This window comes from Nocardia nova NBRC 15556, assembly GCF_001613005.1.
Taxonomy (GTDB): Bacteria; Actinomycetota; Actinomycetes; order Mycobacteriales; family Mycobacteriaceae; genus Nocardia; species Nocardia nova.
The window spans coordinates 23,263-42,248 of record NZ_BDBN01000086.1; the positions used below are offsets into that span (position 1 = coordinate 23,263).

Below are 18,986 nucleotides of genomic sequence, written 5' to 3' on the forward strand. Positions count from 1 at the left end.
TTTGTGCACTAACTATTAGCACGCTAATCTGGCCTCGACACGAGGAGGTGGGCATGACGACCGACGTCGACGATCCGCTGCGGCTGGACCGGCAGGTATGTTTCGCCCTGGCCGTCGCGAACCGATCGGTGCTGACGGTGTATCGCCCGCTGCTGGAGCCCTTGGGGCTCACCCATCCGCAGTATCTGGTGATGCTGGCGCTGTGGGGCGAGGCTCCGATGTCGGTGAAGGCCATCGCCGAGGCGATTCAACTCGATTCCGCCACGCTGTCTCCGCTGCTCAAGCGGCTCGAGTCGGCAGGCCTCATCACCCGCCATCGTGATCCGCGCGACGAACGCACACTGCTGATCGATCTGACCGAAGCCGGGTGGGCGCTGCGCCGCCAGGCCGAGTTGATCCCCCCGGCGGTCGTGCGGCGGCTGGGCGTGAGCCTGGCCGATCTGGAGGAACTGCGCGAGGTACTGACCCGCGTCAACGAGGCCGCCCGGCGAGCCGCGCTCGCCGATATCCAGGGAGCTACCCATGAGTGAGCAGAAGCCGAATCCGGTTCAGCGCGTGCGCTATATCTGCGGCGCCACGCTGCCGCCCTCGATGCAGCAGTGGGTCCTTCGCGATCTGACCGGCCCGGGCGCCGCCCGCCGCTACCTGCTGCGATTCCTGGTGCCGATCATCCCCGTACTGTGCCTGTTCCTGCTGGTCCCGGGCCCGCTGTGGATCGGATTGTCGATGGCGGCGCTGCTGTACGTCCCGCTGGTCTACTTCACCATCGCGCTGATGTACGTGTATCGGCGGCACCGCCTGCTCAAGCACGGGCTCGATCCCGAACTGGCCGACATCGCCGAACGGGAGCGTGCGGCGGCCGAACGCGAGCAGTACGAACTGCGGCACGGCCGCGGCTGACGCCCACGCGGTCGCGGAATGTGTGCCCGCCGAACCGATTCCGTGCCACGACGCGAACGACCGGTCTCGGCTCGTCGCGCCCGCGGTCGGTTATCGGGGGTGTACTGTAAGTCCTGTCGGTAATCGCACAGTGCGCTGTGCGCGCGAGCGGTGCGGCCGATTCGCTGGCCGGACGGGCCGTCGATGGTGAGAGTCTGAAGGACATCCGATATGAGTGAGCAGCCGAATCTGTTCAGCCACAGTCCGGTACCCATCGAGACGCCGGCACCTGCCGGCGGGGTGGCGCATCGTCCGCTGTTTCGCAGTGCGAGTTCCTCGGCCGGACCCGAGGGCGGGGAGGCGCCCGCCGACGATATAGCCCGGTAATCCACACGGCGCCCGTAGTCGATCAGTCCGGGATCACGGACACGATCCGGCAACGGGCGCGCCCGTGCGCACCGGCGGCGATCGCGGTGAACGGGCGCGGACACGCGGTCGCGGCGGGAATTGATACGAAACCTATATCCGCCGCGACCGAACCGTTAGCAAATCATCATCGAATTGCCGATTTTCGCTCTTGGACGGTGATCAGATGCCGAAAGAGGGCTTTCGTGCTCCGGTAATGTCGGTCCCGCAATCATTCGGCTAACGAATCGGCGGGGAAGTCACAACCAGGCGCTACCTGCTGGGGACGGAGTCCGGCATGAGTGCTGTGACTTTCGGTTCCCCGGATATCCGGGGGCACGTACATCGGTTGTCGGCCGGAATCACCGACGCGCAATGGCTGCGAGTGGCCGTGGAAACCTCGGCCGCATGCGTCAGCGCCGCGATCGCCGGGCTGGCCATGATGATGCCGATCAGCCAATCCTGGCTGTCGCCGGGATCGGCGCTGCAGGTCGACCTGCTGATCTTCAATATGCCGCTGGCCCTCACCGCCGGCGCGCTGATCGCCGTCATCGCGGTCTCGGTGTCGGCGGCGATCGGCAGCAGCCGCCTGGCCTGGTGCGCGGTCTTCTGTGCGACCTCGGCGATGCTGGTGAACCACACCCTGCTGGTGAAGCTGGAGACCCGGACCCTGTCGACGCTCAACTACGTCGACTCCATGCTCGCCGGAGTGATCCTGGGCTGTCTGGCCGCGGCGGTGTGGCATCGGCGAGCCCCTGCCGGGGGGTATCTGTTCGGTGCGCTGGCTTCGATTCTGTTCGCCGACCTCACCCAGGCGCCGGATTTCGCCTCCACCGTCGCGGGGGAGGGCATAATGCGCGGGGCGCCTCCGGTCTGGATGATTGTCGTCGCACTCGTCCTGATGCTCGGCACGGCCCTGCTCTTTCGCCAAGAACAGCGACCGGAACCCGACGACAGTGCGGTGGTACCGCTGAAACCGGTGGTGTCGGCGGTCGTGATCGTCTCGGCGACGCTGGGGACCTCCGTCTGGATGGCCCGCGGCGGCGCGCTGGTATCGATTCTGGTGGGCGGGGCGCTCCTGCTGCTCGCGACCGCGGTGGCGGCGCTGCTGCTTCCCGGACGCGACGGAATGCTGGTGGTGGTGATGGTGGCCTTCGCTTCCGCGGGGTCGGCCCTGCTCACCGTTCCGCGGCCGGCCTGGTCGACCGTGCTGGTGGTCGCGGCCGCGGGCGCCGGCCTCTACGCCGGATGGCGCATTCGCCTGCCGTTGCAGGCTGTCGCCGGATCCGTCGCGCTGTCCATCGCCGCTGCGGTGAGCTCGTCGCTGGTGGACGTCCCGACCGCGGCGGTAACAGTGCCGAGCTGTATCGCACTGGCGGTGGTCGCCGGATATGCGCTGGGATGTGCCATCGGCCCGCGAGCGACCAGTGCGGTCGTCGGCATCGTCATCCTGTTCGTGCCGTCCGCGGGGGTGGCTCTGCAGGGTCGCGACCTCGGCCGGATCGAATATTCGCATACCTGGTTCCGCAGTGCGGAGGCCGCGGTCACCGCGGTGCCGGGACTCGTCGCGGCCGGGATCGGCATCGGGTGCGCCGCCATCGCGCTGCTCATCGGGCGGCTGCGGCCGGGCGATCCCTTCGGCCGGCACGCCGCCGACAGCGCGGAGAAGCCGAATCCGGCTCAGGCGCGGCGCAATTCGCTCACCACCGCGAAGTCGACGCCGTCGGCATCGGCGAGGTAGACCGGCTGGGTGGTGTGCGCGCCGCGCACCTTCACCTCACCGCGCGGGCCGCCGTAGCGAACCCGGGCGGCATGGCGTTCGATGGCGCGCACGTCGAGGCTGCGCGCCGCCTCCGCCAGCGAGGCGAACAGCAGCAGGCCCTCGTAACAGGATTCGCCGATATTGTTCAGCGCGGGTGCGAAGGTGCCGTACCGAGCCGTGTAGCGGCTGCCGAAATCCATCGCCTCGGGCGAGACCACACTCTCGAAATAGCCTGAGGCGGTGAATAATCCGCGGGTGCTGTCCGGGCCACCCGCGAACAGGACGTCCTCGCCGATCATCATGCTCAGCCGCAACCGGTGCTCGTCGAGACCCGCGCGGGCGAAGGCGCGATTGAACGCCGCGCAGTCGGCGCCGACCAGCAACAGCAGCACCCCCTGCGCCGAGGAGTGGCGAATCAGGTCGAGGGCCGGACCGAAGGCGCGGCTGCCGAGCGGGACGAATGCCTCGCCGACGATGTCGATGTCGCCGAATGCCGCCGCCTCGCGGGTGACCCGGGCGGTTTCGCGCGGCCACACGTAATCGTTGCCGACGATGCACCAGCGGCGGATGCCCTGCTCCGTGCGCAGCCAGCGCAGCGCGGGAAAGAGCTGATGATCGGGCGTCTCGCCCACCATGTACACGCCGTCGGAATTCTCGCCGCCCTCGTAGAACGTGGTGTAGACGTACGGGACCCGCCCTGCCGTGCGGGGCGTCAGCACCCGGCGGGCATTGGACAGGTGCCAGCCCACCACGCCGTCGACGGCGCCGGTGCCGATCATGCGATCGATTCGTTCGGCCAGCAGTGGCAGCGGTGCGCCCGAATCGACCGTGTGCAATCGCACCGGCCGCTCGAGAATTCCGCCCGCGCGATTGATGTCCTCCACCGCCAGCGCGGCGCACGCCTCACAGGAGGGGCCGAACAGGCCCGCCGGTCCGCTACCGGGCACCACCAGCGCGATATCGACGGTGTCGCGCCCGCCGCGGGAGTTCGAAATCCTCACCGGAACCTCCGCCGCCCGAAACGTCCATCGCCGAATAGTCGCCCCCGAGCCGACCATGTTAACGACGGCCCGTGTGGGTGGCGAGCGGCGACCTTCCAGGGCTGGTGAAGGGGCCTCGTTTGGCATATACCCCCTGTGGGTATATGGTCGTGGTAATCGCTCGGCCTGTCGAGAGGAGTCGTGCACATGGACGGCAACGGCCATGAAACCGTGGTACTGGATCTGAACGGCCTGCACTGGGCGAGCCGGCGGCAGGTCGCCACCCGGGTCCTGCAACGCCGCCCCGGCGTGCTCGAGGCCACGGTCAATCCCGCCGCCCAGACCGCGACGGTCAGCTTCGACCCGGGCCGGACCTCGGTCCACGATTTGCGGGAGTGGTTGCGCGACTGCGGGATCCACTGCTCCGGCCGATCGGTTCCCCGGCACGTCTGCGATCCGCTGGCCGAGCCGTCCGGCCCGTCTCGTCCCGACGGCGCGCACCGGCACGAACCCGCGGAGCCCAGGCACGATCACCACGGCACCCACGACCACCACGACATGTCGATGGCCGCGATGGCCGCCGACATGCGCAACCGATTTCTGGTCGCGCTGGTGTTCTCGGTGCTGGTCATGGTGTGGTCACCGATGGCGACGGACATGTTCGGCATCGACCTGCCGGTGCCGTTCGGGCTACGCCAGGATGTGTGGGCGCTGATCCTGAGTCTGCCGGTGATCGGCTATTCGTCGACGATCTTCTTCACCGGTGCGTGGCAGGCGCTGCGGGCGCGGACCCTCGACATGATGGTGCTGGTCGCGGTCGCCATCGGGGCGGGATGGCTGTATTCGCTCGCGATCACGCTGACCGGCGGCGGCGAGGTCTTCTACGAGGCGTCGACCATGCTCGCCACCTTCGTGCTGCTCGGGCACTGGTTCGAGATGCGCGCCCGGGGCGGCGCCACCGACGCCATCCGCACGCTGCTCGACCTCGCGCCACCGCGCGCGGTGGTGGTGCGTGACGGCGAGGAGGTGGAGATTCCCACCGCCGAGGTCGCCGTCGGTGATCTGCTGCTGGTGCGGCCGGGCGCCAAGATCCCGGTCGACGGCGTCGTGGAAGACGGCGACAGCGACGTCGACGAGTCGATGGTGACCGGGGAGAGTCTGCCGGTGCACAAGCAACCGGGTGCTCCGGTGATCGGCGCGAGCATCAACGTCGACGGCACCCTGCGCGTGCGTGCGGACAAGGTCGGTTCCGACACCGCGCTGGCGCAGATCGTGAATCTGGTTCAGCAGGCGCAGAATTCGAAGGCGCCGGGCCAGAAACTGGCCGACCGCGCGGCGTTCTGGCTGGTACTGGTCGCACTGATCGGCGGTGCGGTCACGCTGGCGGGATGGTTGCTCGCCGGAGCCACCTTCGCCACGGCCATGTTGTTCGCCATCACCGTCGTGGTGATCACCTGCCCCGACGCCCTGGGCCTGGCCACGCCGACGGCCGTCATGGTCGGCACCGGACTGGGCGCTCGCCGGGGCGTGCTGTTCAAGAACGCGCTGGCCCTGGAGACGGCGGCGCGCGTCGACGTGGTGGTGCTGGACAAGACCGGCACGCTGACGAAGGGCGAACCGGCCGTCACCGAATTCGTGACCGCGGCGGCGGAGCCCTCGCCCCGGCTGCTCGCGGCGCTGGCCGCGGTCGAACGGGAATCGGAACACCCACTGGCACAGGCGATCGTCCGCTACGCGCAGGAGCGCGGCGCCGCGCCGGCGCGGGCCGAGAAGTTCGAGAACGTGCCGGGACACGGCGCCGTCGCGACGGTCGACGGGCAGCGTGTCGTGGTCGGCAACCGGCGACTGCTGGATCGGGAGGGGATCGAACTCGGCGAATTGGCCGACGCTCGGGCCCGGATCGCGGACGGCGGGCAGACCGCCGTGCTGGTGGCGGTCGACGACAAGGCGGTCGCGGTGGTCGGGATCGCCGACGAACCCCGTGAGACCGCCGCCGCGGCGGTGCGCGAAATGCACGATCTGGGTGTGGAAGTCGTGATGCTGACCGGCGACAATCGCGCCACGGCCGATCGTATCGCGGCCGAATTGGGCATCGATACCGTCATCGCGGAGGTGCTGCCGGGCGACAAGGCCGACACCATCGCGCAATTACAGTCGGGCGGAAGGAAAGTCGCGATGGTGGGCGACGGCGTGAACGACGCGCCCGCGCTGGCACGGGCCGACCTCGGCATCGCCATCGGGGCCGGCACGGACGTGGCCATCGACACCGCGGATGTCGTGCTGATGCGATCGGACCCGCTCGATGTGCCCACCGCCTTACGGATCGGCCGCGGCACGCTGCGCAAGATGCATCAGAACCTGGCGTGGGCGGTGGGATACAACGCGGTCGCACTCCCGATCGCGGCCGGCGTGCTCGAACCGGCCTTCGGATTCACCCTCCGCCCGGAGATCGCCGCACTGACCATGTCGGGATCCAGTATCATCGTCGCGCTGAACGCGGTGTCGCTCAAACGACTTCGGCTTCCCGAGCCGCAGGGCTGAGACCCGGAGCGGCCGGACGGCCGGGAGCCGCGAGGATGCCGCCGCTACGGCCGGGCGACGGGCGAGCGGGGAACGACCGCCGAGATCTGTGCGCACAACTGCCAGGGCCGCTCGGTGTCCACGGTCGACTTACCGCTGGTCAGAATCGCGCCGGACAGTCCGCGGTCGAGGTCGGCCCAGCCGTACTGGGTGGTCAATCCGCTACGGCCGAAATGCTTTTCGGTGTGGGCGCCGAATTTCGACCGCCGCCCGCCCAGCTCGAAGCCGGCTCGACTGACCCGGCCGGCGATGCCGGGGATCCGGGGAGCGGGTGCGATCGCGCTGTGCAGAGTGTCGGGAGACAGGATCCGCACGCCGTCGAGTTCCCCACCGCGACAAAGGATTTCGTAGAAGCGCGAGAGTTCCGCGGCAGTGGTCACGAGATTGCCGGAGGGAAGCTCCGCGGTGAGGAACGCGCGCACCGAATCCGCCGAGGTCGAGGCGCTCATTCCACCGCCGAGTGCCTTGCCGGCCACCACCGACCAGGCCCGGGAGGGTCGCGGTCCGGTGCGCACACTCGGCACCACCCGGTCGACGTCCTCCGGGCTCACCCCGAAGGTCGTCCACCGGAAACCGAGCGGATTCAGCACCTGCTCGGCGAGATGGTCGCGCATCCGTTTGCCGGTCGCGCGCTGGACCAGCAGACGCAGGATCAATCCACTGGTCAATGCGTGATAGACGCGAAACCGCCGGGGCGGCCAACTCGGCCGCAACTCGGTCAGCGCCCGCACCGCGACCTCCTCGTCGACGACGGCGTCGAAGCCGCGGTAGCCCGCCGGCATGAACGGCACCCCGGCGGCGTGGGAGAGCACATCGGCGATGGTGATGCGGCCCTTGCCGTGCGCGGCGAATTCCGGAATGTAGTCGCACACCCGGTCTTCCGGCGCGAAGGCGCCCTGTTCGATCAGCATCGCCGTCACCGTCGCGGCGACGCCTTTGGCGGTGGAGAAACCGCAGAACGGAGAGTCGACGGTGATCGGTATGCGTTCGACGTCGGGTCCGTCGCCGGGGGCGTTACCCCAGCCGTGGCCGATAGCCCGGTTCAGCACGATCGCGCCGTGGCGGCGCAGGCAGATCTGGATCGCCGGAGTGGTTCCCATCCGGTACCACGCGCGGACCGACTCCCACACCGCCTCGACGTCGCCTCGGCGCAGACCCACCACGGTGGGGTCGTCCTCGGGGCCCACCGCGGTCACGGTGTCCGGGTCGGCGGGTACGGGAACCATCGGGGCGACACTGCTCACGGCGTCAGCATAGTGATCGAAGGCATCGGTGCAGGTCAGAGCTACAGCCCGGGCGCGACCGGTTCGACCGTGCGCCATCCGACGCTGGTCACCGACGGTTCCAGGCTCAGCCGGCTGACCGCCGATTCCATCTGCCGGTCGTCGCGCTGATCGCCGACCAGATCCGCGCGCACCTCCACCCGGCCGGCATCCTCGGCGTTGGCGCTGGCGACCGACACGAGCCGGAAGTCCGTGCGCGTCAACGCCTGGACCAGCAGCGCGCGCACATGCGCTTCGTGCGCGTCGTCGGTGACGGCGGTGAACGCGTAGTGCGCTGGCTGCTCGTTACCCGATTCCGGCTGGCGGTCGACCGCTCGCCCGGCCGCCCGCAACGCGATATTGACGATGACCACCGCGACCGTTCCCGCCGCCGCGGTGCCGTACATCCCGGCGCCGGAGAGCGCGCCCACCGCCGCCGCGCACCAGAGTGTCGCGGCGGTGTTGAGCCCCCGCACGTTCAATCCGTCGCGGATGATCACACCCGCGCCGAGAAAGCCGATACCGGAAACGATTTGGGCCGCGACCCGGGTCGGATCGGCGGCGCCGCCGTGAAAGCCGTGCGCGGACAGCAGCACGAACAACGCCGCGCCCGCGGAGACCAGGGCGTTGGTCCGCAATCCGGCCATCCGGGCCCGGTACTGCCGTTCGAAACCGATCACCGCACCGAGACCGACACCGGTGGCCAGGCGCAGCAGCATCTCCCAAGTCGACATGAGACAACCCTTCGATGGAGGGCGAGAACTCGCGCGCGCAGGCTACCGCGACATCGGCACGGTCGCGTCGACACGAGAATGGTCGCCGAGTGAATTCTTGGCAAAACGACGTATATGACTGTCGTCGGGCACAGCGACCACCTCCTTCCGGGACACGACCCGCGTAGAACGGCGCCGGCCAGCGGCGCCGGGAGGGAAGTGAACACCGCCTATCGGATCCTGGCAACCCCGCCGGTGGCCGCCGATTTGACAATCGCGAATTCCGGGTTCACTCTTTTGCAGTCAGCACCTCGCTAGGCGAGGCTCCTGTACGAACACAGGCCACTGATCCGACGACGTCGAGAGACGCCCAGGGTTAGGACAGATCTTCCCGGATTAAGGGATGATCCGAAGTGGCTTCTCCCGCAAGGGGATACGTCGTACAGTGCCGAAGCTCTGACGAGAGGGGTGCGTATCCGCCGTTCGGGCGGGTCTCCCTCTCGCGTGGTGCCGATCACCAGAACAACGACGTGCGCGTGCGTCCCGGCAGCGAGGAGGTGAGGGGCGATGCCATCCGGAGATAGTCCGTATCCGAGTTCGCGAACCGTATCGTCCCCGGCTCGCTGCCTGTCCGCCTGAACTCACCCCCGATCCACCGCATCGGCGTCGCCGGTGCGGGGTTCCGGGGTGCCGCGGGCTGCCCGCAGCCGGGTTTCACCTCTGAGGAGAACCCATGTACCGCACTGTCTTCCGTCGACTCACCGGCCGCCGCCTGACCGAATTCGAGCGCCACAACCTGCGTTCCTGCCGTCCCTCGGCGCCCGTGCACACCGCCGCGCTCGGCGCTCACCTCGAACGCCGCCCGGGCGCACTCCACTAGCCCGGAACTCGAAAACAACTGGTGAGCACAGAGTTTCAGGAAGCGAGCGCGGCGATGACCACCTACTCCGACGACACCCGAACCCCGGCCACACCGCCCGGCGCTGTCGCCGATCACGCCCACGTCGGCGATATCGTCGGCGCGCTGGGCGTGATCCGGCAGCACGACGACCTCGCCGGCCGCAGCCGGATGCAGCGATTGCGCATGCTGGCGGCGGTGATCGGGCCCGGCCTGATCGTCATGGTCGGCGACAACGACGCCGGCGGCGTGGCCACCTACGCCCAGGCCGGTCAGAACTACGGCATGGCTCTGCTCTGGACGCTCGTGCTGCTGATTCCGGTGCTGTACGTCAACCAGGAAATGGTGGTGCGGCTCGGTGCGGTGGCCGGGGTCGGCCATGCCCGGCTCATCTTCGCGCGATTCGGGAAGTTCTGGGGCGCGTTCAGCGTCGGCGATCTCTTCGTCGTCAACGCGCTGACCATCGTCACCGAATTCATCGGCGTGGCAATGGCTCTGAGCTATTTCGGATTGCCGAAGGCGGTATCGGTGCCGCTGGCGGCGGTCGCACTGTTCGCCGTGGTCGCGGGCGGGTCGTTCCGGCGGTGGGAGAGCCTGATGATGACGCTCATCGCGGTGAACATCGTGCTGTTCCCGATGGCATTGCTGGTCCATCCGAGCGTGTCGGGCACCGGGCACGGGCTGATCCCGTCGCTGCCGGGCGGGCTCTCGTCGACCCTGTTGCTGATCATCGTGGCGATCGTCGGCACCACCGTCGCACCGTGGCAGCTGTTCTTCCAGCAGTCCAACATCGTCGACAAGCGCATCACCCCGCGCTGGATCCGCTACGAGCGCATCGACCTGTGGCTGGGAATCGTGGTGGTGATGGCCGGCGCGATCGCGATCATGGCCGCGACCGCCTACGGACTGTCGGGAACCGGTCCGGTCGGCGGCTTCACCGACGCCGGTGCGGTCGCGGCGGGCCTGCGCGCCCACGCGGGCCCGGTGGTCGGCGCGCTGTTCGCGATCGTCCTGCTCGACGCCTCGCTGATCGGCGCCAACGCGGTCGGTCTGGCGACGACCTACACCCTCGGCGATACGCTCGGGCGGCGGCATTCACTGCATTGGAAGGTGTCCGAGGCACCCGGTTTCTACGCCGGTTACGCGGCCCTGCTGGCCGTCGCCGCCGCGATCTCGTTCAGCCCCGACCACGTGCTGGGCCTGATCACGCAGGGTGTGCAGGCGCTGGCCGGGGTGCTGCTGCCCTCGGCGACGGTATTCCTGGTGCTGCTGTGCAACGACCGCGACGTACTCGGCCCGTGGGTGAATACGCTGCGGCAGAACATCTGCGCCGCGATCATCGTCTGGGCGCTGGTGCTGCTCTCGGCCGCGCTCACCGCCGCCACGTTCTTCCCGGGCCTGAGCACCCGGACCCTCGAGTTCGGGTTGGGTGCGGGCGTGCTCGCCGGTCTGGCCGGGGGCGCGGTCGCCCTGCTCGCCCACGGGCGAACGCGGCGCCGCTCCGCCGCGGCGACCGCGGCCCGGTTCGGCGACCTCGACCCCGGTCAGGTGCAGGAACTGGACCGCGGCTCCGAACGCGCCGAACTCGCCGGGGACCGCGACACCTTCCGCACTCCGGCGCTGCACACCCTCGAGCGTCCGTCGTTCACCCCGCTGCGCACCGCGGGCATGCTCGCCCTGCGTGGATATCTGCTGGTGGCCGTCGTGCTGGTCGTGGTCAAGATCGTCGAATCCATCGGATGAACGGCCCCGGTCCGGTGGGATTCGCCTGATTCGAACCGCCCAACCCGGGTAGTACGCCTGCAAGCAGGGAGGAGTGTGCCCTGTGCGGCCGCAACCGGGAAACGGAGGTGCCCATGATGACGGACCCGCGGATGGCGCGTGGAAGCACATCGCAGGAGCAGGCGCAGCGGCGACGGATGCTGCGAGCACCGCGCAAGCATGCCGGTGAGGGAATCGAGGACACTTACAACATTCCGGGCATCATCCTGTGTGCGTTGAGCTTCGTCGCGCTGGCGCTCGCGCTGACCGCTGCCGGATACGGCTTCGGCGGGTGGGCGATCGTGGCCGGCGTGGTGTGCGCGGTGTGCCTCATCGGCGGCGTGACGTGGATCGCGCTGGAGAGCAAGCGCACGCAGGCGCGCGACCAGTGGGAGCCGCACCAGCGACAGGGGCACTGATCAGCGTGTGAACGCGGCGGGCCCGCCGCGGAGGCGAGACCGCCGCACCGATCCGATTCGGGAGAGGAGAGAGATGGTCGAGAAGACTCGCGCCGGCGGTTTCACCACCGACGACGCCGGAATTCCGGTGGCCAGCGACGAAGACTCGCTGACGATAGGCCCCGATGGCCCGATCCTGCTCAACGACGCGTATCTGATCGAGAAGATGGCCGCGTTCAACCGCGAACGCGTACCCGAGCGTCAGCCGCACGCCAAGGGCGGCGGCGCGTTCGGCGTCTTCGAGGTCACGCAGGATATGAGCGCCTACACCTGCGCGAAGGTGTTCCAGCCCGGGGCGAGGACCGAGATGCTGGCCCGGTTCTCCACGGTGGCCGGTGAGCGGGGCAGCCCGGACACCTGGCGTGATCCGCGTGGATTCGCGTTGAAGTTCTATACCGAGGACGGCAATTTCGACCTGGTCGGCAACAACACCCCGATCTTCTTCGTCCGCGATCCGATGAAGTTCCAGGACTTCATCCGATCGCAGAAACGCCGGGCGGACAACAACTTACGCGACCACGATATGCAGTGGGACTTCTGGACGCTGTCGCCGGAGTCGGCGCACCAGGTCACCTGGCTGATGGGCGATCGCGGTATCCCGCGCACCTGGCGCCACATGAACGGCTACTCCAGCCACACCTACATGTGGGTCAACGCCGAGGGTGAGAAGCACTGGGTCAAGTACCACTTCATCACCGACCAGGGTGTGGAGTTCTTCACCCAGGACGAGGGCGATCAGATGGCCTCGATGGATACCGACTATCACATCCGGGATCTGTGGGAGGCGATCGAGCGCGGGGACCACCCGAGTTGGACGCTGAAGATGCAGATCATGCCGTTCGAGGCGGCCAAAACCTACCGGTTCAACCCGTTCGATCTGACCAAGGTGTGGCCGCACGGCGATTATCCGCTCTACGAGGTCGGCCGGATGACGTTGAACCGCAACCCGTCCGACTATCACACCGAGATCGAACAGGCCGCCTTCGAGCCGAGCAACGCGGTGCCGGGAACGGGACCGAGCCCGGACAAGATGCTGTTGGGCCGGTGGTTCTCGTATCCGGACGCCCACCGTTACCGGATCGGCGCGAACTACAAGGAATTGCCGGTCAACGCGCCGAAGTCGCCGTCGCACTCCTACACCAAGGACGGCCACATGCGGCACCACAATCCGGGCGACCCGGTCTACGTGCCGAATTCCAAGGGTGGACCGCACGCCGAACCCGGCCGGGCCGGTCCGACCGCCGGCTGGTACACCGACGGCGAAATGGTGCGCGAGGCCTACACGCTGCGCCGCGACGACGACGATTGGGGTCAGGCGGGCACACTGGTCCGCCAGGTGCTCGACGACGCGGCACGAGAACGGTTGGTGGACAACATCGTCGGCCATCTCCTCAACGGTGTGTCCGAGCCGGTCCTGGCGCGCGCCTTCGAATACTGGCGCAATGTGGACAAGGATCTGGGCGACCGGGTGGAATCCGGCGTCCGGGCGAAACAGGACGAGAAGGATCCGAAAGCGGCCGGTCAGGGCAATCCCGCCCGGTCCTCCGCGCAGCGGAAGGCCTGACCGGACCGTCCGCACGAACACGAGCCCCCTCGGCCGGGAGCCGCCCGGGCCGAGGGGAGCGAGCGGGCGGTTAACCGTCCGCGATCGTGGTATTTCCCAACCATGATCGCGAACTCCGCTGCCGCCCCCCACGTCCTGCGGGAGTACTCGTTCATCGCCGACGGTCAGCGCGGCGCCCTGGTCGGGCCGCGCGGTGACATCTCGTGGATGTGCCTGCCCGGCTGGGACGGCGACGCGGTCTTCGCGTCCCTGCTCGGAGGTTCCGGAATGTATGCCGTCACCCCCGCGAGCCGGTTCGTGTGGGGCGGCTACTACGAGCAGGGCACGCTGATCTGGCGCTCGCGCTGGCTGTCCGGGTCGGCGGTGATCGAATGCCGGGAGGCGCTGGCCTTTCCCGGCGACCGGCATCGCGCGATCCTGATGCGGCGGATCGTGGCGGTCCAGGAGGACGCCGAGGTCGACGTGGTGTTGCGGCCGATGGCGCGATTCGGCGCGGAATCGGTCCGTCGGCCGCACTGCGAGGACGGGGTGTGGACCGCCCATGCGGGCGCGCTGCGGATGCGGTGGACCGGCGCGCCGAAGGCGGAACTCGATCCGAGAGGACCCGACCGCGGGTGGACCGATCACCTCCAGATTCCGGCCGGGCGCTGTCACGATCTGATTCTGGAACTGTCCGACCAGGGCCTGCCCGGCGAGCTGCCCGACCCCGATACCTGTTGGGAGGCAACGGAAAACGCGTGGCGGCGCGACCGCCCGGATTTCGGTGCGAGCGCCGCGCCCCGCGACAGCGCCCACGCGTTCGCGGTGCTGCGCGGGATGACCGCCGATACCGGCGGAATGGTCGCGGCCGCCACCACCAGCCTGCCCGAACGCGCCGACCAGGGCGAGAACTACGACTACCGCTACGTCTGGATCCGCGATCAATGCCTGGCCGGGCAGGCGATCGCCGTCGCCGGTCCGCATCCGCTGCTCGACGACGCGGTCGGGTTCACCGCCGCCCGGCTGCTCACCGAAGGTCCCGCACTGGCCCCGGCCTATACCGTCGACGGGAAGAGCGTGCCGGCGGTGCGCGATATCGATCTCCCCGGATATCCGGGCGCCCGGCCGGTGATCGGCAACCGGGTGCGCGGGCAGTTCCAGCTCGACACCTTCGGTGAGACGCTGTTGCTGTTCGCCGCGGCCGCGCGCCACGGCCGGCTCGGCGGCGATCATCGCCGCGCGGTCGATATCGCGGTTTCCGCGATCGCGGCCAATTACCGCCGCCCCGACGCCGGTATCTGGGAGATCGAGGATCGGCTGTGGACTCATTCCCGGTTGATCTGCGCGGCCGGATTGCGCGCGGTCGCGGCCTGCCCGGACACCGGCGCCGATACCGCCTACTGCAGTGCGCTTGCCGATACGCTGGTGGCCGAGGCGGCCCGCACGGGTGTGCATCCGACCGGCCGCTGGCAGCGCGCCCCCGATCAGCCCGGTGTGGACGCCGCGCTGATGCTGCCGTTGATCCGCGGTGCGATCCCGGTCTCCGATCCGCGCTACGCCGCCACCTTCTTCGCGGTGCAGCGGGATCTGACCACCGATTACTGCGTCTACCGCTACCGCCACGACGATCGCCCGCTCGAGGTGAGCGAAGGCGCGTTCCTCCTGTGCGGTTTCACGATGGCGATGGCGGCCGCCCAGCTCGACCGCCCGGTGACCGCGATGCGCTTCTTCGAACGCAACCGCTCCTCGTGCGGCACCCCGGCGCTGTTCGCCGAGGAGTTCGATGTCACCCAGCGGCAGTTGCGCGGCAATCTGCCCCAGGCGTTCGTGCACGCGATGCTGCTGGAATCCTCGCTGCGACTGGGACCGCTCGCGCCCGAACTGCCGTCGGAGGCGGTAGTGGCGAGTACGGATCGGCCGGATCAGCCGCGGACTAGGTGATGTCGACGATCGGCAGCCGCAGCGCACCCGGGGCGTCGGCGGGAACCACGGGCGCTTTGGGGGTGACCGGGGCCAGCCGCCGATAGGGCGAACCCAGCGCCGGCCGCTGATCCGGCTCACCCTTGTTGGGCCACAGCGCCAGCGCTCGTTCGGCCTGTGCGGTGATGGTCAGCGACGGATTGACGCCGAGATTCGCCGAAATCGCCGAGCCGTCGACGATGTGCAGGCCCGGATGGCCGTACATGCGCTGATAGGCATCCACGACACCGGTCTCCGGGGAATCGCCGATCACGCAGCCGCCGATGAAATGTCCGGTCATCGGAATGCCGAACAGGCTGGTGATGCCGGCGGTCGCGATGCCGTCGATCTTGTCGGCCACGCGGCGGGCGACCTCGTGCCCGGCCGGGATCGACGTCGGATTCGGTTGTCCCTCACCCTGTTTGGTGGTCATCCGGCGGCCGAACAGGCCGCGCTCGGTGTAGGTGGTGAGCGAATTGTCCACCGACTGCATCACCAGCAGGCCGATCATCCGCTCCGACCAGTGGCGCGGGTTGTGCACCTTCGCCAGATCGCGGCGGCGCCGCCAGTTCTCGCGCAACCACAGCCGGGCGGGCGAGGTGCGGCCGTCCTCGTCGTACATCACCGTCGTCATCAGCGACAGCACGTTGCTGCCCTTGCCGTAGCGCACCGGTTCGATATGGGTGTCGGCGTCGGGATGGATCGAGGAGGTGATGGCCACCCCCTTGGTGAAATCGGTGTCGGATCGCCGGCTCCGGATCGACAGCAGCTCTTCGGAATTCGTGCGCGACAGATAGCCGAGCCGCGCGGAGATGTGCGGCAGCGACCCGCGGTCGCGCAGCCGGTGCAGCAACCGCTGCGTACCGAGCGCGGCCGCGGCGAAGATCACCTGTTCGGCGGTGAAGCTGCGGCGCGCCTTGCGAACCCAGCGTCCGGTGCGGACGGTGTCGACGCGGTACCCGCCCGACGGCAGCGGCACCACATCGACCACGGTGGTGTGCGGATGCACGGTGGCCCCGGCCTTCTCGGCGAGATACAGGTAGTTCTTCACCAGCGTGTTCTTGGCGTTGTGGCGGCATCCGGTCATGCATTCGCCGCAGTGGGTGCAGGTGCGCCGGGACGGGCCGACACCGCCGAAGTAAGGATCGGGCACCTCCTGTCCGGCGCGAGTGCCGTTGCCGCCGAACAGGACTCCCACCGGAGTGTGCCGGAAGGACGCGCCGACGCCCAGTTCCTCGGCCACCTCGCGCAGCACCCGGTCCGAGGCCGTGGTCGCCGGATTCGTGGTGACGCCCAGCATGCGCTTGGCCTGGTCGTAGTGCGGTGCCAGTTCGGCGCCCCAGTCGGTGATATGGGCCCATTGCGAGTCGGCGAAGAATTTCGCGGGCGGTTCGTAGAGGGTGTTCGCGTACACCAGCGAGCCGCCGCCGACACCGGCGCCGCTCATGATGAAGGTGTCCTTCAACAGGGTCAGGCGCTGGATGCCGAAACATCCCAGCTGCGGCGCCCACAGAAATTGCCGCGCCCGCCAGGAGTTCTTCGCGAATTCGTCGTCGGCGAAGCGGCGGCCGGCCTCGAGGACGCCGACCCGGTAGCCCTTCTCGGTCAGGCGCAGCGCGCTCACGCTGCCGCCGAATCCCGACCCGATGACTACCACGTCGTAGTCGAACCCCATCGCCGCGCCCTTTCCTGGTCCCGATCGTCCCCTCGTACCGTATGGGCAGATCAGGGGGTGGGCGCAGAGATCGACGGCCAGAAAATCAATACTTCCGGTCACGCCGGTAGGCGGCCGGAGTCGTTCCGGTCCAGCGCTTGAAGGCGTGGATGAACGGCGTCGCCTCCGCGTAACCGAGCCGGATGGCGATGTCGTCGATGGTCAGCGGCGTCCCCGAGAGCATTTCCTGCGCGAGCGCGCGGCGCACCTCGTCGAGCAGCGCCCGGTAACTGGTCCCGGCCTCGGTGAGGCGGCGGCGCAGCGTCCGCACACTCATGTTGAGCTCCCGGGCCACCGCCTCGATCGGCGGCGGCGTGGTGATACCGGTCGCGCCGCTGCCGGGCAGCAGTCGTTCCCGGACCTCGGCCGCGATACCCGTGCGCGCGCTGCGGCGCTGCACCAGATCCCGGCACTGAGCGATACAGACCGCCCACGTCTGCTGATTCGCCTGAGGTAGCGGCTGGGCGAGGATCTCCGGTGCGACGGTGAACATGGTGTGCGCGCGCCCGAAGCGCGGCCGCGCGCCGAGCACGGCTTCGAGCCGGTCGGCGTAGGGCGGTTCGTCGTAGCCGAATTCCATGCGGGCGAAGGAGAAGTCGTGGCCGAGCAGATCGGCCATCACCCGATGCATGGCGACGATGTCGCGCTCCACCAGGAAGGTCTGCACATCCGGCGGGATGAGCTCGTGATGGATCCAGGCGATCACATCGTCGCGCCGATACTCGACGATCGGTGTGCAGAAGGCGAATCCGAGCCGGTAGTACCGCATGGCCAGCGAAATCGCCTCGCGCAGCGTGGGACTGGTGACACAGGCGAAGCCGAAGATGCCGAAGGTGCTCAGCCGGTACCGCCGCCCGACCTCGACGCCGAGGGCGGGGATGTCGCCGAGTTCGGCGACCAGATTGCGCACCACCGCCAGTTCGGCCTCGGCCGGAATCTGTGCCCCGGGGTCGGTGAGCGTGGCCGGCGCGATACCGGATCCGGCGAGCAGCCGTGCGCTGTCGACCCCGTGTTCGGTGGCGAATTCGATCATCACCGCGACGCTGGCGATCCCGCGGGGGAAATTCCAGGTGCGGACCTCGGGCGCCTCGACGGTGTGCATGGCACCATTATGGCCGAAACTATTGATCTCTCGGGACGATCCGCCCGGGATAGGGTTGTCGGATGGAGCAGGCGCAGTCCGCCGGCGGCCGGGAAGACCGCGATCGGGAATGGGACCGCGAGGTCCGTGGTGAGACGGAAACCGAACAGCTGGACCGCAATCTGACCAGTTTGATTCAGGAATTGCGGGTGGTGCAGACGGGTGTGCAGCTGCTGACGGGCTTCCTGCTGACGCTGCCGTTCCAGGCCAGGTTCACCACGGTGTCCACCCCGATGCGCGGGCTGTACCTGGCGGTCGTGACCGCCTCGATCGCGGCGACGGTCTTCCTGATCGCGCCGGTCGCCGCCCACCGCATCCTGTTCCGGCAGCATCGTCTGGGCAGCGTGGTGCGCACCGCCCACACCTTCGCGCTGGTCGGGCTGGCGCTGCTCGGCATCGCGCTCACCGGGGTCGCGGTGCTGATCTTCGACACGGTGGCCGGTGCGGTCGCCGCCACCGTCATCGGTGTGTGCTTCGCGGTGCTGTTTATCCTGACCTGGTTCGCCCATCCGTGGCGGGAGCGGCGGCGCGGCGCCCAGACGCGGTGAGGGCGCCCACAGCGGCCCGAAATAGCGGTCGGCGGGCGTTTCGTGCCGGGGTCGCCGGGTATCGCGCCCGATGTCAGTGATTTCGACGTGTTGGAGGTGAATCCCTTGTCGGAGCACGAGAAGGGCGGAGGCCGCGAAGGTCTCGAAGGCGTCGTGGAAGGCGCGAAGGGTAAGGCCAAGGAGGCCGCCGGTCAGGTATTCGGAAAGGACGAGCTGCGCGAGGAGGGCAAGGCTCAGCAGAGCCGCGCCGAATCGCAGCGCGAGGCCGCCCAGAAGGAAGCCGAAGCCGAGAAGCACCGTGCGGAAGCCGGTGTGGAGGAAAAACGGCAACAGGCCTTCCAGGACAAGGGCGGCTCCTGACGGTCGACGTAAGTAGTGGAACC

At 68.7% G+C, this 18,986-nt stretch carries 17 protein-coding genes and 1 riboswitch; of the genes, 12 read left to right on the forward strand and 5 right to left on the reverse strand.

What is annotated here, in order from left to right; all coding sequences use genetic code 11:
• Positions 1-53: 53 nt before the first annotated feature.
• From NN2_RS28775 to NN2_RS28785, 4 genes are all read left to right on the forward strand, one after another.
• Complete coding sequence (locus tag NN2_RS28775) at positions 54-530, forward strand: MarR family winged helix-turn-helix transcriptional regulator (protein ID WP_030515606.1); 477 nt, start codon at positions 54-56, stop codon at positions 528-530.
• Positions 523-900: a DUF5313 family protein gene (locus NN2_RS28780; protein WP_063017571.1), complete on the forward strand. Its 378-nt coding sequence runs from the start codon at positions 523-525 to the stop codon at positions 898-900. Before NN2_RS28775 ends, NN2_RS28780 begins: the two co-directional genes overlap by 8 nt.
• A 210-nt stretch (positions 901-1,110) precedes the next feature.
• Positions 1,111-1,266 carry a hypothetical protein gene (locus NN2_RS37475; RefSeq protein WP_156055636.1) on the forward strand — a complete coding sequence of 52 codons (156 nt, stop codon included), beginning with the start codon at positions 1,111-1,113 and terminating at the stop codon, positions 1,264-1,266.
• A 316-nt stretch (positions 1,267-1,582) separates the two neighbouring features.
• Entirely contained in the window at positions 1,583-3,025 is a 1,443-nt protein-coding gene (locus NN2_RS28785; RefSeq protein WP_146098651.1) for a hypothetical protein, read from the forward strand.
• Here the strand turns inward: NN2_RS28785 and NN2_RS28790 are convergent.
• Positions 2,965-4,047, reverse strand: a complete 1,083-nt coding sequence (locus NN2_RS28790) for a substrate-binding domain-containing protein (protein WP_063017576.1) — start codon at positions 4,045-4,047, stop codon at positions 2,965-2,967. The genes NN2_RS28785 and NN2_RS28790 overlap by 61 nt on opposite strands.
• Positions 4,048-4,233: 186 nt before the next feature.
• Between NN2_RS28790 and NN2_RS28795 the strand changes: the two genes are divergently transcribed.
• Complete coding sequence (locus NN2_RS28795; RefSeq protein ID WP_063017577.1) at positions 4,234-6,567, forward strand: heavy metal translocating P-type ATPase; 2,334 nt, start codon at positions 4,234-4,236, stop codon at positions 6,565-6,567.
• A 44-nt stretch (positions 6,568-6,611) separates the two neighbouring features.
• Here the strand turns inward: NN2_RS28795 and NN2_RS28800 are convergent, their stop codons facing one another.
• Positions 6,612-7,850 (reverse strand): serine hydrolase, encoded by a 1,239-nt coding sequence (locus NN2_RS28800; RefSeq protein ID WP_231982791.1) that lies wholly within the window; start codon positions 7,848-7,850, stop codon positions 6,612-6,614.
• A gap of 41 nt (positions 7,851-7,891) precedes the next feature.
• Positions 7,892-8,602: an MgtC/SapB family protein gene (locus NN2_RS28805; RefSeq protein WP_062963286.1), complete on the reverse strand. Its 711-nt coding sequence runs from the start codon at positions 8,600-8,602 to the stop codon at positions 7,892-7,894.
• Between the two features lie 282 nt (positions 8,603-8,884).
• A riboswitch (M-box (ykoK) riboswitch) is annotated at positions 8,885-9,056 on the forward strand.
• A gap of 258 nt (positions 9,057-9,314) precedes the next feature.
• On the opposite strand from NN2_RS28805, the gene NN2_RS37480 reads away from it, so the two are divergent.
• From NN2_RS37480 to NN2_RS28825, 5 genes are all read left to right on the forward strand, one after another.
• Positions 9,315-9,461, forward strand: coding sequence for a hypothetical protein (locus NN2_RS37480; RefSeq protein ID WP_156511499.1), 147 nt, complete (start codon positions 9,315-9,317; stop codon positions 9,459-9,461).
• 54 nt (positions 9,462-9,515) lie between these two features.
• Positions 9,516-11,222 carry an NRAMP family divalent metal transporter gene (locus NN2_RS28810; RefSeq protein WP_063017608.1) on the forward strand — a complete coding sequence of 569 codons (1,707 nt, stop codon included), beginning with the start codon at positions 9,516-9,518 and terminating at the stop codon, positions 11,220-11,222.
• Between the two features lie 113 nt (positions 11,223-11,335).
• The gene (locus NN2_RS28815; protein WP_227462835.1) at positions 11,336-11,659 is read left to right on the forward strand and encodes a hypothetical protein; all 324 of its coding nucleotides are present in this window, start codon (positions 11,336-11,338) and stop codon (positions 11,657-11,659) included.
• Positions 11,660-11,732: 73 nt separating this feature from the next.
• Positions 11,733-13,262, forward strand: coding sequence for a catalase (locus tag NN2_RS28820; RefSeq protein WP_063017579.1), 1,530 nt, complete (start codon positions 11,733-11,735; stop codon positions 13,260-13,262).
• 102 nt (positions 13,263-13,364) lie between these two features.
• Positions 13,365-15,182, forward strand: coding sequence for a glycoside hydrolase family 15 protein (locus NN2_RS28825; protein ID WP_063910904.1), 1,818 nt, complete (start codon positions 13,365-13,367; stop codon positions 15,180-15,182).
• On the opposite strand, the gene NN2_RS28830 is transcribed toward NN2_RS28825, so the two are convergent.
• Positions 15,175-16,875: an FAD-dependent oxidoreductase gene (locus tag NN2_RS28830; protein WP_063017584.1), complete on the reverse strand. Its 1,701-nt coding sequence runs from the start codon at positions 16,873-16,875 to the stop codon at positions 15,175-15,177. The two genes, NN2_RS28825 and NN2_RS28830, sit on opposite strands and share 8 nt — an antisense overlap.
• An 85-nt stretch (positions 16,876-16,960) precedes the next feature.
• Positions 16,961-18,016 (reverse strand): AraC family transcriptional regulator, encoded by a 1,056-nt coding sequence (locus NN2_RS28835; protein ID WP_063017585.1) that lies wholly within the window; start codon positions 18,014-18,016, stop codon positions 16,961-16,963.
• A gap of 62 nt (positions 18,017-18,078) precedes the next feature.
• On the opposite strand from NN2_RS28835, the gene NN2_RS28840 reads away from it, so the two are divergent.
• The gene (locus tag NN2_RS28840; protein WP_063017586.1) at positions 18,079-18,603 is read left to right on the forward strand and encodes a DUF6328 family protein; all 525 of its coding nucleotides are present in this window, start codon (positions 18,079-18,081) and stop codon (positions 18,601-18,603) included.
• Between the two features lie 105 nt (positions 18,604-18,708).
• Positions 18,709-18,963: a microaggregate-binding protein 1 gene (gene mbp1 / locus NN2_RS28845; protein ID WP_030515620.1), complete on the forward strand. Its 255-nt coding sequence runs from the start codon at positions 18,709-18,711 to the stop codon at positions 18,961-18,963.
• Positions 18,964-18,986 lie beyond the last annotated feature (23 nt).

Excerpts from the sequence above, each read along its gene's own strand:
- NN2_RS28775 (WP_030515606.1), top strand. The coding sequence starts at position 54 with ATGACGACCGACGTCGACGATCCGCTGCGGCTGGACCGGCAGGTATGT.
- NN2_RS28780 (WP_063017571.1), top strand. The coding sequence starts at position 523 with ATGAGTGAGCAGAAGCCGAATCCGGTTCAGCGCGTGCGCTATATCTGC.
- NN2_RS37475 (WP_156055636.1), top strand. The coding sequence starts at position 1,111 with ATGAGTGAGCAGCCGAATCTGTTCAGCCACAGTCCGGTACCCATCGAG.
- NN2_RS28785 (WP_146098651.1), top strand. The coding sequence starts at position 1,583 with ATGAGTGCTGTGACTTTCGGTTCCCCGGATATCCGGGGGCACGTACAT.
- NN2_RS28795 (WP_063017577.1), top strand. The coding sequence starts at position 4,234 with ATGGACGGCAACGGCCATGAAACCGTGGTACTGGATCTGAACGGCCTG.
- NN2_RS28805 (WP_062963286.1), bottom strand. The coding sequence starts at position 8,602 with ATGTCGACTTGGGAGATGCTGCTGCGCCTGGCCACCGGTGTCGGTCTC.
- NN2_RS37480 (WP_156511499.1), top strand. The coding sequence starts at position 9,315 with ATGTACCGCACTGTCTTCCGTCGACTCACCGGCCGCCGCCTGACCGAA.
- NN2_RS28810 (WP_063017608.1), top strand. The coding sequence starts at position 9,516 with ATGACCACCTACTCCGACGACACCCGAACCCCGGCCACACCGCCCGGC.
- NN2_RS28815 (WP_227462835.1), top strand. The coding sequence starts at position 11,336 with ATGATGACGGACCCGCGGATGGCGCGTGGAAGCACATCGCAGGAGCAG.
- NN2_RS28820 (WP_063017579.1), top strand. The coding sequence starts at position 11,733 with ATGGTCGAGAAGACTCGCGCCGGCGGTTTCACCACCGACGACGCCGGA.
- NN2_RS28825 (WP_063910904.1), top strand. The coding sequence starts at position 13,365 with ATGATCGCGAACTCCGCTGCCGCCCCCCACGTCCTGCGGGAGTACTCG.
- NN2_RS28830 (WP_063017584.1), bottom strand. The coding sequence starts at position 16,875 with ATGGGGTTCGACTACGACGTGGTAGTCATCGGGTCGGGATTCGGCGGC.
- NN2_RS28835 (WP_063017585.1), bottom strand. The coding sequence starts at position 18,016 with ATGCACACCGTCGAGGCGCCCGAGGTCCGCACCTGGAATTTCCCCCGC.
- NN2_RS28840 (WP_063017586.1), top strand. The coding sequence starts at position 18,079 with ATGGAGCAGGCGCAGTCCGCCGGCGGCCGGGAAGACCGCGATCGGGAA.